This is a genomic window from Streptomyces cyaneofuscatus, assembly GCF_042718795.1.
Classification (GTDB): Bacteria; Actinomycetota; Actinomycetes; order Streptomycetales; family Streptomycetaceae; genus Streptomyces; species Streptomyces cyaneofuscatus_A.
This window is the reverse complement of sequence record NZ_JBHXOX010000047.1, coordinates 1-14383: the sequence shown is the minus strand read 5'-3', so window position 1 is coordinate 14383 and position 14383 is coordinate 1. Positions and strand designations below refer to the sequence as shown.

General features: G+C 72.2%; 11 protein-coding genes. 4 read left to right on the top strand and 7 right to left on the bottom strand.

What is annotated here, in order from left to right; genetic code table 11:
- Positions 1–3: 3 nt before the first annotated feature.
- The 4 genes from ACFWRT_RS35620 to ACFWRT_RS35605 form a co-directional block, all read right to left on the bottom strand.
- On the bottom strand, positions 4–903 hold the full coding sequence (locus tag ACFWRT_RS35620) for an SCO6745 family protein (protein ID WP_380955319.1): 900 nt from the start codon (positions 901–903) through the stop codon (positions 4–6).
- Between the two features lie 118 nt (positions 904–1021).
- Positions 1022–1237, bottom strand: coding sequence for an acyl-CoA carboxylase epsilon subunit (locus ACFWRT_RS35615; RefSeq protein ID WP_380955284.1), 216 nt, complete (start codon positions 1235–1237; stop codon positions 1022–1024).
- An 81-nt stretch (positions 1238–1318) separates the two neighbouring features.
- Positions 1319–2863 (bottom strand): acyl-CoA carboxylase subunit beta, encoded by a 1545-nt coding sequence (locus ACFWRT_RS35610; RefSeq protein ID WP_380955283.1) that lies wholly within the window; start codon positions 2861–2863, stop codon positions 1319–1321.
- 351 nt (positions 2864–3214) lie between these two features.
- On the bottom strand, positions 3215–4648 hold the full coding sequence (locus ACFWRT_RS35605) for an MFS transporter (RefSeq protein ID WP_380955282.1): 1434 nt from the start codon (positions 4646–4648) through the stop codon (positions 3215–3217).
- A gap of 887 nt (positions 4649–5535) precedes the next feature.
- On the opposite strand from ACFWRT_RS35605, the gene ACFWRT_RS35600 reads away from it, so the two are divergent.
- From ACFWRT_RS35600 to tpg, 3 genes are read left to right on the top strand one after another with little or no spacing between them, the layout of a single operon-like run.
- Positions 5536–5919 carry a hypothetical protein gene (locus tag ACFWRT_RS35600; protein ID WP_380955281.1) on the top strand — a complete coding sequence of 128 codons (384 nt, stop codon included), beginning with the start codon at positions 5536–5538 and terminating at the stop codon, positions 5917–5919.
- A gap of 17 nt (positions 5920–5936) precedes the next feature.
- Positions 5937–8042, top strand: coding sequence for a telomere-associated protein Tap (gene tap / locus ACFWRT_RS35595; RefSeq protein ID WP_380955279.1), 2106 nt, complete (start codon positions 5937–5939; stop codon positions 8040–8042).
- A 4-nt stretch (positions 8043–8046) separates the two neighbouring features.
- Entirely contained in the window at positions 8047–8601 is a 555-nt protein-coding gene (gene tpg, locus ACFWRT_RS35590; RefSeq protein ID WP_380955278.1) for a telomere-protecting terminal protein Tpg, read from the top strand.
- 203 nt (positions 8602–8804) lie between these two features.
- On the opposite strand, the gene ACFWRT_RS35585 is transcribed toward tpg, so the two are convergent.
- Positions 8805–9761, bottom strand: coding sequence for a hypothetical protein (locus ACFWRT_RS35585; RefSeq protein WP_380955276.1), 957 nt, complete (start codon positions 9759–9761; stop codon positions 8805–8807).
- 266 nt (positions 9762–10027) lie between these two features.
- Positions 10028–11674, bottom strand: a complete 1647-nt coding sequence (locus ACFWRT_RS35580; protein ID WP_380955275.1) for a hypothetical protein — start codon at positions 11672–11674, stop codon at positions 10028–10030.
- A gap of 687 nt (positions 11675–12361) precedes the next feature.
- On the opposite strand from ACFWRT_RS35580, the gene ACFWRT_RS35575 reads away from it, so the two are divergent.
- Positions 12362–12493 (top strand): hypothetical protein, encoded by a 132-nt coding sequence (locus tag ACFWRT_RS35575; protein WP_380955273.1) that lies wholly within the window; start codon positions 12362–12364, stop codon positions 12491–12493.
- 921 nt (positions 12494–13414) lie between these two features.
- Here ACFWRT_RS35575 and ACFWRT_RS35570 read toward each other — a convergent pair.
- Positions 13415–14383, bottom strand: a 969-nt coding sequence (locus ACFWRT_RS35570) for a helicase associated domain-containing protein (protein ID WP_380955272.1), incomplete at its 5' end; no start/stop codon positions are given.

Here is a 14383-nt window from a genome sequence, read left to right as displayed (position 1 = left end):
CCCTCACCGGCCCCCGCCCCCCGACGCCCCCAGCTCGCCGGTGAAGAAGGGGCGCAGCGCCTGCGGGAACGCCCCGGCGCGCACCGCCACCGCGACCAGCCCCTCCGCCAGCTCCGTCAGCCGCTCCACCCCGCGCTGCCCCAGACGCTCGTACGGTGCCAGATCGAGCCGGTCGGTGGTGTCCTCCAGCTCCCGGCGCAGCCGCCGGCCCGCCCCGGTCAGGGACCCGTCGGTGCTCATCAACCCCCTTTCGTACAGCCGCCGTTCAGCCCCCGACCAGTCCTGCTGGGTCCAGCCCCGTTTGGACATGACGATCTCCTTCGGCATCCCCGCACCGCTCGCCGAGTGCGACACCAGAGCCTCCAGACCGTCGATCGACAGGTGCGTCAGCGCCGCGATGTGCCCGTCACCGCGATGCTCCCGCAACTGTGTGGCGGCCAGCCACAGAGCCAGATGCGGCTTCTCGGGCACGGGCAGGGCGGCGTGCGCGGCATAGAGCGGACGCCCCGGCCCGATCCCCCCTCCGGCGGCCCGGAGCGCGAGCTGTGCGGCCTCGGCCGTTTCCGCGCCGGCGGTGAGCGACGCGCCCAGCAGCCGGCGCAGCGTGGCGTCCGCGGCCCGCAGCCGGGCGGCCACCACCGCCTCCGGCGCCGCCAGGTGCCACACGCGCGGAATGTGCCGGGCGACCAGGTCGTGCCGGAAACTGTGGAACACCGCCGTGACCGTACCGGCGCCCACCTGCCCCAACGCGGCCGCGCGGGCGGCCAGATAGCAGGCCGTCGGGTCGCCGATACCGTACCCGGCCAGCTCCTCGCCCAGGTCGGCGCTGAAGTAGACCGTGGAGTGCAGGGCGTTGAGCGAGGCGTGGCAGCGGCGGACGGCGGCCCGGGACACCGGGGACATGGCGATCAACCCTTCCGTCATCGTTCCGGACACCTGCTTCCCTTCAGGACGGACCCCGCCGGCCGCCCGCCGTCCAGGCAGCCTCCCCGCACGGCCGCCGACGCGCGCGACGCCCCCGTCACTGGTGCTCCTGCCAGGTACGCGGCCCGGCGAAGGGCGCCCGCCGGTCCGGACGCGACCAGCGGGCCACGCTGCGCGTGCGGCCCCGCGGGTCGCCGTGCCCGGCCCCCGCGGGCCGCACCCGGGCGAGCAGCACGGCGGTGAGGGCGGCCAGATCGGTCGCGTCGGGGACGCCCCTGACCACCTGGATGAGGGGCTGTGCCGGGTCGGTCATGATCACTCCGATCGGTCGGTGCGAGAACCCCGCCCCGCCCCGCCCGCGCGCCGCACGGCCGGGGCAGGGGCAGGGCCGGGGTCACTGCGGCGGATTGCCGTGCTTGCGCTGCGGCAGGTCGGTGTGCTTGCTCCGCATCATCTCCAGCGAGCGGACCAGCACCGCCCGGGTGTCACGGGGGTCGATCACGTCGTCGACCATGCCGTGCTCGGCCGCGTAGTACGGGTGCATGAGAGCCGTCCGGTACTCCTCCATCCGCCGCTCCCGCACCGCGTCCGGGTCGTCGGCCGCGTCGATCTCCCGCCGGAAGATGACGTTGGCCGCCCCTTCCGGCCCCATCACGGCGATCTCGTTGGACGGCCAGGCATAGGCCAGATCCGCGCCGATGGAACGGGAGTCCATCACGATGTACGCACCGCCGTAGGCCTTGCGCAGGACCAGCGAGATCCTCGGGACGGTGGCGTTGCAGTACGCGTACAGCAGCTTGGCGCCGCGCCGGATGATGCCGTTGTGCTCCTGGCCCACACCCGGCAGAAACCCCGGCACGTCGACCAGGGTGACGAGCGGAATGTTGAACGCGTCGCAGAACTGCACGAACCGCGCGCCCTTCTCCGAGGCCCCGATGTCCAGCACCCCGGCCAGCGACGCCGGATTGTTGGCCACCACCCCCACGCTCTGGCCGTCCAGCCGCACGAGCGCACAGACGAGGTTGGCCGCCCACGCCGGGTGCACCTCGAAGAACTCCCCGTCGTCGGCCACCTCCTCGATCACCGCACGCACGTCGTACGAGCGGCCCGGCTCGTGCGGCACGATCTCCACCAGCGCCTCCGTCGGCCGCTCCGCGGGATCGGCGCACGGCACGACAGGCGGCAACTCGCGGTTGTTGGACGGCAGAAACGACAGCAGGTAGCGCACCTCGGCCAGACAGGTCTCCTCGTCGTCGTACGCGAAGTGCGCGACGCCCGAGGTCCGCGCGTGGACGTCCGCACCGCCGAGCCCGTTCTGGGTGATCTCCTCACCGGTCACGGCCTTGACCACATCGGGGCCGGTGATGAACATCTGCGAGGTGTTGCGGACCATGAACACGAAGTCCGTCAGCGCCGGCGAGTACGCGGCGCCGCCCGCGCACGGCCCGAGCATCACCGAGATCTGCGGGATGACGCCCGAGGCCCTGGTGTTGCGCTGGAAGATCCCGCCGTAGCCCGCGAGCGCGCTCACCCCCTCCTGGATACGCGCTCCCGCACCGTCGTTCAGCGACACCAGCGGGGCCCCGGCCGCGAGGGCCATGTCCATGAGCTTGTGGATCTTCGCGGCGTGCGCCTCGCCGAGCGCACCTCCAAACATCCGGAAGTCGTGCGCGTAGACGAACACCGTCCGCCCCTCGACCGTGCCCCAGCCGCTCACCACACCATCGGTGTACGGGCGCTTGTGCTCCAGCCCGAACCCCGTCGCCCGGTGCCGCCGCAACTGCTCCACCTCGGTGAAGCTCCCCTTGTCCAGGAGCAGCCCGATGCGCTCGCGGGCGGTCAGCTTGCCCTGGGCGTGCTGCCGCTCGGTCGCCGCGTCACCCGGGCCCCGGCAGGCGGCATCCCTGATCCTGCGAAGTTCCTCCACCCGATCCTCCACAAGCGCTCCTCAGCGATCATCCGCGGGGGTCTTCCCGCCGGCCCGGACACGACCTGCGCACCGTCCGAAAGCCACGGGAAGACCAGGAAAAAACTGCGGCGCACGGTCCGCGGCGCCCTGCCGCCACCCGGCCGCACGGCTCACGCCGGCCGGGCCCGGCCGGCCGCGGCACCCCACCCGCCCGGACCCGGCACGGAAAAGGGACAGCACCGACCCGGCACAGGGCGGTACGCGCACCCGCGCCGAGCAGGACACCCCCGCCCGCGGGAAACACGGACACCCGGCCGCGGCGAGCGCGCGCAAGCGCACGAACCCGCACCGCCGCTCGCACCGCCGCAACACCCCCCACGGTCACCCCCCTTCCCCGGCCACGCGGCCCGCCCGCGGCGGGCGCGGCAGCACCCCCCGGAGCCCGGCCAGGAAACCCAGCAGACCGACCCCCGCCACGAACGCCATGGCCGCCCGGGGCGGTCCGCCCGCCCCCTGCCCGTCCGCCAGCAGAGCGGTGACCACGGCCAGAACCACCACAGCACCTATCTGGACCGCACTCTGGTACAGACCGCTCGCCTGCGCCCGCACAGCCGGAGGCACACTCGCGGCGGCCTGCATGTTCAGGGCGGCGAAGGCGAGCACGAACCCGGCCGCCACGAGCAGCAGCGTGGGCAGCACACCGCCGACGTACGGATCGGGCACCGGCCGCCGCAGATACAGGACATAGCCGATGAACGGCAGAGCCGAGCCCACCGCGACGAGCCGGGCGGTGCCGAACCGGCTCGCCAGACGACCGGAGAACAGCGCCGTCGCGGCCAGCGGCGCGCTCGCGGGCAACAGCGCCAGCCCCGTCTCCAGCGGCCCCCAGCCCGCGGCCCGCAGCTGGAACGTGAGGATGAACAGCAGCCCCAGATAGGAACCGTTGAGCGCGCCCGCGCCCAGGGCCGAGCGCAGCAGGACACGGCCGGCGGGCCGGTCAGGGCGCAGCAGCGGCCGGGTCGCGGCGCGCTCGATACGCGGAATCGCCGCCAGCAGCCCCAGGCCCACGACGAACGCACCGATCACCCGCGGGTCCTGCAAGCCTCCCGCCGGCAGGGACACCAGGCCGTAGGCCAGCGCCAGCAGACCGCCGGTCAGGGCGCAGGCGCCGGGCAGGTCGAGGTCGCGCACCCGCAGGCGGGCAGCGCCGCGCGGCGCGTGGTCCGCCGGGATCAGCCGGCGGCCCGCGACGAACAGCAGCAGGACCACGGGCGCGGGGAACGCCATCGTCCAGCGCCAGCTCACCTCGGTGAGCAGCCCGGACAGCACCAGTCCCACGGTGAAGCCGCACGCGCCGAAGAAGGCGTAGACCGACAGCGCCCGGGCACGTGCCCGCCCCTGCGGGATCACCGTGGACAGGATCGCCAGTCCGGTCGGCGCGGTGAGCGCCGCCGCGAAGCCCTTGACGAAACGGGTGGCCAGGAGCAGCGCGGGATCCTCCACCAGCGCTCCCGCCAGGGACACCGCGGCGAAGACCAGCAGGGCGGTCAGATAGACGCGGCGCCTTCCCAGCAGCTCCACCAGCCGCCCGCCCAGCAGCATCAGCCCCCCGAACCCCAGGGCGAAGCCGCTCATGGCCCACTGCACCTCGGGCAGCGAGAGCCGCAGGTCGTCCTTCATCACTGGCATGGCCACGACCATGACGGACACTTCGAGCGCGTCGATCAGCATGTTGGAGGCGAGCACGAACAGCAGACCGCCCCTGCGCGGGTCCTTCGGCGGGACGACGGCCCCGGGCCTGATCGGCAAGGTCATGATCCTGATCCAGTCGCAGAGAACTCCGGTCAAGGCGTTGCGGCAAGGGGAACCGGCGCCCGGCAGGACGCCCGGCGCAGAAGCCCTCGGTGCCGAGGGCGCCGGTCCGGCGGCCGCACGTGCGCCCGTCCGGACGCCGGGGGCCGCCGCGCCTGAGCCGACGGCACCCTGGCTGCGGACACCGGCCGGCATGCGCCGGGGCCCTTGGTCACTTGGCGGGTGGGACAGTGCGGTGGAAGCCGGCCTCCAGCTTCTTCATCCGCCCCGTTCCGCCGCAAGGCCACTCCGGTCAACTCTCCGTGAAGTTGCGCCAAGTGCTCGTGCAGATCCGCCGGCCACCCCTCGACCCGGCGGGGGACCCACCGCCGAAGAGCCCGGGGCACGGGCCCGGAGCCGGCACCGACGCACCGCCCCCCGGAAGTACGCCACCCGCTCGCACCGTGGACAAGGCAACGCCGCGACGGAGCACCGCGAGCTGACGGCCCGCGCGATCTGACGCCGGGGGAGCGGGCCGGACCTGCGGCAGGGAGAGGGCGGCACGCCGGCCCGATGGGTTCCCGGCCCGCCCGCCCGGCCGGCGCAACCAGGTACGGCCGGGCACGCCGGCCACCGCCCAGACGAAAGACCGAACCCGCCCGATCCGCAGACACCGACCTGCCGGACGGGCAGGAGCGGCCGGCCCGCGCACCTCCGAACGCCGCGCCCGTGCACCGGATGACGGCCCTGCACGCGCACCGCACCGCACCGCACCGCACCGCACCGGACCGGGCGTGCGGGCGGGCGGCGGATCCGGCCGCCCCGCACCACGCCACCACCGCCGGCCTCTCCACAGCATCAACAGGACAACGAACCGTTGTTCCATTGTCCGCATGCGATAGGGTGGCCGGATGCCGCAAGACTCCCGCCGGCAGGCCCGTGAGCGACTGTCCGCCCTGGCCGCGGCACCCGCCGACGACACCACGGCCGCACGCCGAGTGGAGCAGGACGCATCACTGATCGGGCAACTCCTGGCCGCCGCAGGCGAGCCGTACAGGGACGGGCAGCAGCCGGGCGCCACGGCCGCCGAGGTCGGCGCCGCACTGAGCCTGTTCGAAGGAGTACGTGAACAGCTGGACCGGCTGGAGACCCAGGTGGTCATCGAGGCCCGGCGCCGCGGCATGGACTGGCGGCAGATCGCCCGGCACCAGGGCCTGAACTCCTCCCAGGCCGCCTCCCAGCGCTACCAGCGGCTGATGACCCGGCTCGAAGAGATCCGCCAGGGCGTGCGGTGAGCGAGGAGGAATCGCAGATGACTGACCAGCCGCCGCAGTTGTTCACCGCGGTCGACTCCCTGCTCGCCGCGGTCGACGACGGCACCGTGCTGCCCGTCCCGGCCGAGCGCGCGCGGCTGCGCGAAGCGGCCGGCCTCACCCCGGCCGCCGTCGCACAGGCACTGGGCGTGCGGGTGGCGAGCATCACCGCCTGGGAAGCCGGCCGGGCCGAACCCCGCGGGGAACGGCTGGAAGCCTACCGCCGCCTTCTGGAAGGCCTGGCCCACCGCTATCCCGCCACCACCCCGCCGCCGGCTCCTACAACGCTCCCCGCCCCGCCCCCACCGGCGGAAAAGACCCCCGGCGCACCACCCGCCGCCGCAGCGGCCCCCGACACACATGCCACGCCCGCCCCCCGGCGCCCGCCCGGCCCCCCACACCGTCCGGCCACGAGGAAACCCCGCACACCCGCCGGTGCCGATCCACGGTTCCCGCACGGCCCGCTCGCCGTCCTGGACGGCGACGGCCGCGCCTACGGCAGCGGCGGCATCGTCCTGGACTGCCCGGCCGCCACGATCCCCGAACTGGCTCAGTGGACGCTCGCCGAGTCCGGGCTGGGCGCACCGAAACTCCACCGCCACGGCAAGGACGCCGACCCGCTGATCGTGCTCACCACGGCAGCCGCGCTGAAGCTCGGCCTGCCACAGCGCCTGGAAGGCCAGGAACAGCGCCGGTCTCTGCGCCTGCCCCCCGACCACCCCGTGGTCGCACAAGTAGCACACGCCCAGTGGAAACTGACCCAGCGCGGGTTCGGACCATGGGCACGGATCTACCGCACCGCCCAGGGGCGCGAGAGGCGCTGCGTCCAGCTCGCGATCCTGCCCTGGGACGCCCTCGACCCCCGCTCCTGGCCCGGCGTCGCCGACATGGACCCGGCCGGCATCGCCCACGTCCTCGCAACGTACGCCCAGCGGGTCATCACCCCACGCGGCTCCACCGCCGTCTGCGGCCTGGAACTGATGACCGCCCTGCGCCCGCCCACCCGCGCCGTACGCGACGAGGCCACCGGGAACTGGATCCCCGGCCACAACCCCGGCTCCCTGGGCACCGCACCGGTGGACCCGGCCCCGCCCGAGGCCACCCCGGAACATCCGGCCGTCGTCAACAGCGGCTGGAAAGGCGGCTTCCTCAACGAAGAGGCCTACCAGTGGGTGCGGCCGGTGGAACAGCTCAGCGACGAGGAGTGCATGCTCCCCTACGCCATCGGCCTCGACCTGAACACCGCGTTCCTCGCCGCCGCGGCCCGCCTCGACGTCGGCCTGTCCGCCCCCGACCACTTCCCCACCCCGGCGTTCAACCCGAAGATCCCCGGCTCCTGGCTCGTCGACCTCACCCACATCGACCTCGACCCGCGCCTGCCCTCCCCGTTCACCCCCGACGGCACCCGCCCCACAGAACCCGCCTGGTACCAGACCCACACCCTCGCCTACGCCCAGGAACTCGGACACGACGTCCACCCGATCGAGGCATACCTGCGCCGCGAGACCGGCGCCTACCTGGACCCGTGGCACGACCGCCTCAGGACCGCCTACCTCGACACCCTCGCCGACCTCGGCATCACCCGGGACCTGGACGACCGGGCCTTCCTCACCGCGATCGAACGGCACCAGCGGACCGACCCGGCCCTGGCCGCCGTCCTGTCCGCGATCAAAGCCACCGTCAAGGGCGGCATCGGCAAGCTCCGCGAACGCCCGCAGGGGCGCCACCACCGCCAAGGCGAACGCTGGCCGGCACTCGAACGCCCCACCTGGCGCCCCGACATCCGCGCCGCCGTCATCAGCAAGGCCCGCGTCAACATGCACCGCAAACTCACCAACATGGCGAACATGACAGGCCGCTACCCCCTCGCCGTCCTCTCGGACTGCGTCGTCTACCCCTCACCCGGCGACAGCCCCCTCGACGTCCTGCCGTACACGGCCTCCGGCCAACCCCAGCCCGGCGCCTTCCGCCTCGGCCCCGCCCCGGGCCTGACGAAACCGGAAGGCGTCCAGCCGATGCTGTGGGCGGTCGACCTCATGGAACAGGGCCTCAACCCGGCCCGGCACATCAAGGGCGGCGACGCCGTCCACGACGCGGGGAAGTGAAGCGGTGGGGGAGATCGACGACGCTCTCGACCGCGCCGAGCAGGAAGCGTTCACCAAACAACCGCCCAAGACCCTCAAAGGCCAGATCAACTACCTGATCAAGCAACTCGGAACGACCAAAGCGGTGGCAGCGGAACTCGGCATCACCGCCGACTCCGTCAACCGCTACCGCCGCGGCGCCCGCAAACACCCGCCCCGCCACATCCAGAACCGGATCGACACCGCCGTACGCTCCCGCTGGCAGCCCCGCATCCGCCGACGCCGCCGGCACACAGCGGCCAGCACCGGCGGCATCACCATCGAGACCCGCGCCCGGTTCGGCTACCGCGCCCCGGCCGGCGCCACGGACGACGGACGGATCCGCCGCCTGACCGTCCACCTCCCCCCGGACTACGCACGCCGCCTGTTCGACGCCCGCGAGCAGGCCGCGGACGACCAGTACCTGCGCGACATCGTCGCCCAAGGGCTGCAAGAGGTGTACTTCACCGACGGCGGCCGCCGCGCCACCGGCCTCGAAGTGGACCTCAACGACATCGACTACATCGACGTCTCCTTCTGACAACGGCCTTCGGCAACCCGCACACCTCCCCCGAGCAGGCCGACGCGCAAACTGGTTTCCGCAGACCGGGCAGCACGCACAAGACGGCACAACGCCATGACGGACACACCGCACCCCGTACCGCACACAGCCCGCGACGTCACGGCACACCGCCGATGACGCAAAGCCCGCCGGCCCGACGGAGGTGACGGGCCGGCACACGGCTAGATCGGCAGGGCCGCCTGAGCCTGCCGCTTGGCCGAGGCCTTCTGCACAGTGAGGAAGTCCTTGACGGCCGGCCGGCTCAACAGCAGAGTCACGGTCCGGGGCTTGGGCCGATGCCCGCCGGTCAGCTCGGTCAGGAAATCCGTGGTGACGATGCGCCGCGCCGGCGCGTCGTGCACGTCGTCGAGGACCCGCTGCTCCAGCAGGCGCGCCGCAGTCTCGTCCAGAGCGTGCTCGATCGCCCGGTAGGCGGCCACAGCATCCTGCGCAATCGCCTGCTGAGCACGGGCGAGGGCCTGCCGGAGCAGCCGGTGGTGAAGCCAGTCGCCGTCGCCACCGGGGGCCGGGAACGCCTCCGCGGCAGCATCGATGCGCTCACCGGAACTGCCGGCCGAGATGATGGCAGGCATCTTCTGCAGCAGACCGGCGATCCGTTCCACCTCACGCGGATCCGGCTCATCCGACCGAAACGCCGGTTCGGGCCGCTCCTGGTCGATGTCCTCGCTCAGCACCTCCCACCGCCCCCGCAGGTCGCCGGCCCAGGACGCGGACACCTCCCACTCGTGCACCACGCTCTCCACGACGAACGCGAGCCGTACGGCCTCCACCTCACCGCCCCGGCACCGCGCCGCCGCGAGCAACCTGTCCGCCCGCTGCCGCAGGGCGGCCGGCACATCGCCGCGCCCCGCAAGCGCCGCATCATCCCCGCCCTCCTCCCCGTCCGTCGTCAGCAGGACGAATTCCTCCGCGTCGAGACGGTCGAGGTCCCAGTACAGGACGCGGGCCCCGCAGGCCACGGCCAGTTGGGCCACACCCTCGGCGTCGTAGTCGCCCTCCCCGAGGACCGCCCGCAGACCCGTGTCACCACCCACGGATGCCGAGATCAGCTGCAGCCCGTGCCGCCCGGCCAGCCCGGGCAGCGCATCGACGACCTTGCGCAGGTCGGAAACACCCATGGAACAACCTCCAGCATGCCGTGATCACCTTCCGGCGCCGACCGTAGCCCGCTGCCCGCCGGGCCAGGAGCAGGTCACCCAAACCCCCTCGCCCGGCAACGGTTTGAGAGACCATAAGAGTGCTCCAGGAACCCACCGAAACGATCCTTCACCCTCCCGCACCCTGCCCCGCCCCCACCGCGCCACCCTCTCGGCATCCCCCCGAACACAAGACCGCCAGGCCAGGACGCACCCGGGCCACCGGCAACCGGCAGAACCCCGACGCGCTACGCAGGCTGATCACTCATACGGTCGATGAACTGCCCGAAGGACTCGTCGAACCGGACCTGCGACTGCGACTGCGACGTCAACGCCTCGACCACAACGCTCCACCGCACCGGGTCGTCCCCGCACACGCGCACCAGCACATCCGCCGCCACGGGCCGGTCGTAATAGCTCAGCACGATATGGGCACGTACCTGGCGAACCAGCGCATCGGTGCGGTGACGCGACCCGATGACCGCGTACTCCACCTGGTCGAAGAAAGAGCCCTGATGCTCCCTGACCGCATCGAGCCAGGACTGCATCACGGCTTCCGGGTCCGCACAGGAGTCGAGCTCCTCATCCGTCAGAAGACGGGGCACTTCCTGCTCTTCCTGGGCAGGACTCGGCCTGTGCCGGACAGCCGCCTCCTTGAGCCACACCGGAACCGCCTCATCATAGGTACGAAGCCACTCAACCTCAGCCAGATGGAGACGGCCCAGCTGATCGAGGACCAGACGCCGCTCGAGACGCGGGTTCCCGGCCAGAGCCGCAAGGGCGCTGACCCGGCTGTCATCACTCAGGAGACGCTTCGGCGCGAGGGGCTCAGGCCCACCGAACGGCAAAGGGCGTTCGACCGCCGCAGGCCGGGGCAGCTGTGCGACGGCCTCACACACCTTCGCCAGACTCCTCCCGTCGCCGCTCGTCAGAGCGAGGTCACAAGCAAGGGACACCACCTCGTACGGCCCACAACTCCGCAACCTCCTGGCGTGCAGCAGACCCCCGACCCTGACGCAGTACGCGGCCGCCTCCTGCAGAGCCCCAGTCGCCATCTCCGACAGCCGAGGATGCCGGACAACACGCCGGGCGATACTCCGCAACCGCTCACGCTGGCTCCTCCCCGGCACCGGGAGCTCCGCCCACTCCGGCAGCGCCAGAACCGGCACACATGCGGCCAGAACCTCATCCGAGAGCTTCTCGGTCTCCACACAGTCCAGGAGAACGTGCTGGACCACCCGCCCGAACCCCTCGTCCCGCGTCAACTCCAGCCACCGGTCCGGGCACCGCTCCAGCACCATGCCCACCGTGCTCCACACCGGCCACCCCGACGGCGCCCAACAGCCCCCCTTCGTCCCAGCACTCACCCTCGCGAAGGCCTTCAACCGCACGGCCATCAAACCCAAGCCCCGGCGCAGCACCGCATCGACCAGCCACCCCGGCGCCACCGGAAGCCGACCCGGATCAAAGCCCGGCCGCAGACTCTCCACCGCCAGAACAACCCCGAGCAGATCCTCCTGTCCCAGAGACTCGACGAGCTCGATCACCAACTCCCGGTGCACGTCATGCGACGCCAGCGCAGCCAGAAGCTCAGGATCAGCCGGACGGCAACGAAGAACAGCCGTGACATCCCGCGAACCCAGCACACCCCGACGAACGAGATCAGGAAGCCACCTGGGCGACGCCGCGATCAAACGATCACGCAACCCCTGATCACCGACCCGACCGAACAACGACGGCAGCGCCTCCCCGAACACATCCTCCTGCCACCCCCGAGCGAAACCCTCACCACCAGGAAGCAACCCGTCGACGACCGCAGCGAACGCCGCCTCCGGCAAATCCTCACGCTGCGCCAACCGCACCCACATCCGGTACTCCGTACCGTTCACCGCCATGACAACCTCCCCTGCCCCGACCGCTGTTACGACAACAACCGTAGGACGCGCGCCACCGACCCCGAAGACACCTACGAAGACTCAGCCACGCACCCCGAGGAGACCGGACCCATGCAGCCACCGACCCCGCGACCTCAGCGTCACACGGCCGAGCGGCCGTCGACCGACCCCAGGACAAGACGAAGCACTACCGGAAACCCTCATACGACCCGCCGCCCAGCCCACACCCTCAGCAACCACCACGACCGCACCCCGAGCCGCCGGCCGGAAGAACCTCGATCGAGGCCTGAACGAACCCGCCCGCGCCACCGACACCACCGAACCCGGCTGCGCGACACAAGCCCGCACGTACACGAGCACCACGACGAGAACGGCACCCTGAACGGGTACACGGTCGCCACGCCCAGCGACCGCACCGACCACAACAGCAGACCCGTCACCCCCCCCCGCCGGACGCACCGAAGGCGCCGATGACGTCGCCGCCCTGGGCGACCTCCTGACCGTAGCCGCCGCCACCACCCCGAACGCCATTCGCGACCCCGGCACCGGCCCAGGGTGCGACCAGGTCGGGGGCAACGCACTGAGCATCGCGGGCATGGGCTACAGGGTCGGCGGCTACGTCGGAAGCGCCGACCCCGGCGGCTGGGACTGGCCCTGAATCAGCCACTGAAACCTCAGGGAGAAACCGTGGAACTGCTCCATCTCGCCCAGGAGAAATCCGGCTTCTGGCCCACCGGAGCCATCATGATCGTCGCCATCACCGTCATCACGGTGGGCATCGGCATCTGGCGCACCCGCAAGGCGAAGGAGGAAGGGTGAGAGGCAGAGCAGCGGCATAACGTGGAGGGCCGGCACTTCAGTGCCGACCCTCCACGCGTGACCCGCTCACGGCAGATCCAGCCGAGAAGCTGCGGAACCCCCAAACGCACGAAGTGGCCCACCGCCCCGGGTGGTGCTGTGGGCCACTTCGTGCTGTGCGCCCCCCGCGTGGATCCACGAGGCGCGCTACCTGGATGACGACCTGCTCAGCATCTCCGCCGCTGCCCGCGTCGCACCGGACGCGCCATACCCCCACCCTCCCCGGTCCAGGCGCCCGGAGGCGGACCGCACCGCCCGGACGGCATTCGGCTCGCGCACCCCCTTCGGGGAAGGGGGTGCGCAGCTAACCCCGCTTCACCGCAGAGTGCTCCCACCAGTCCCGACCACCCGGTTGTCCAACCACCGCGAATCCGCCCCAACACCCGCCCGACAACGGGACCCTTCCGCCCCAAAACCAAATCGCGAGGGGATGCGGGGCTTACCCCGCCCCATCGCAGTGTGCTGCCACGGGTGCCGATGACGTACCGGGCGACGGCGGCCGGGACCGAGAGCTGGCCCCGGGTGGGTTGTTCCGGGCGGGGGCTGGAGGGGTTGCTCCCGACGTTGCACCGGAGGTCTGAACCCCCCTTGCGCCGGGCAAGCGCGCCGACACCTCTTGTCCGCGTAGCCGGAGGAAGAGGTGTTCTCCTCCTCGGGGCGACGGCCGGTGGCGCGGCCGGGATGCTGTCGAATGGTCGGTGCAGCCCACTCACTACGTCCGGCCGACTCCTCCTCTCAACTGCCGATGCTGGCGTGGGGGCTGTCGGCCGGTGGGCGCCGGCCCAGAAAATGATGTTGGGCCGGGGACGGCCAGCGCTCTGCACGTCCCCGCCCCGCCCTGCCTGACAGAGGATGCGCGAGCCGCTTGCGGTGGGGGAGCGCTCACACCGCCTTCGCCCATTCCAGCCCCAACCCGGCCAGTCGCTGAAGCTGCTCGCCGGTGAGCTTGGCCCGGCGGCTCTTCACGTTCGACAGCCATACCCCAAGTCTCACGGCCGTCCCGTCGGGCAACTCCTCGGACCAGGACCTCGCCACCACTACCGTCCCCTCCCGAGCCGCGTACTGGGCGAGCGCGGCGGCCCCCTGCTCGAACGCCCCGGTCCGCGCCCCGCCCGCCGCCCGCCGCGGCTTCGCCGCGACGGCGACCGGCTTCCTCTCCAGCGGCCGGACACCGAGCTGGACCAAGCGCTCACGTTGCCCTGCGGACAGCCGCTCCCACCCGTCCCGTTGGGCGGCCAGCCACGCGCCCGCGTCGAGTCCGTTCACCATCGCCCCGGGCTCCACATACCCGAGCACGCTTCCCGGCGCCGCAAGGCCCTTCAGGGCGGCGTAGTGCCGCTGCCAGTCGATGGGCCAGTCCGGGTTCCAGTCCGGGTCGATCCCGGCGAGCTGCGCCGCACGCCGCTGCGCCCGCCCCTCGTCCTTCCCGAGGCCGTTCTTCTTCCGCGCGTTGGCCAGCCACTGCCCCACCGGCCGGTCCATGATCATCGCCGTGACCGGCACCGCGAGCGTCCCGTACGCGACGAAGTACGCCTTCGCCGCACCGAGGTTCTCCTCCCACGACGCGTCCGCCGGATCCCACACGACGTCCAGAGCCTCCAGGTCCTCGGCCCGCTCGGGCAGCATCGTCCCGGCCCGCATCGCCCGGCGCTGATCGGACAGCCATCGCCCCAGCGGGAACCCGCCCCCAGCCCCCACACCACCGCCCTCACCCCGTACGCCACCGCCCTCGACGTGGTTGTAGGGCACGGCGAGGTCACCCTCCCGCTTCCGGTACGCGACCGCCGCGCGGTGTCCCGCCCGCCAGTTCGCGTGCTCCGGCTCGATCAGGTTGTACTCCACCATCCTGGC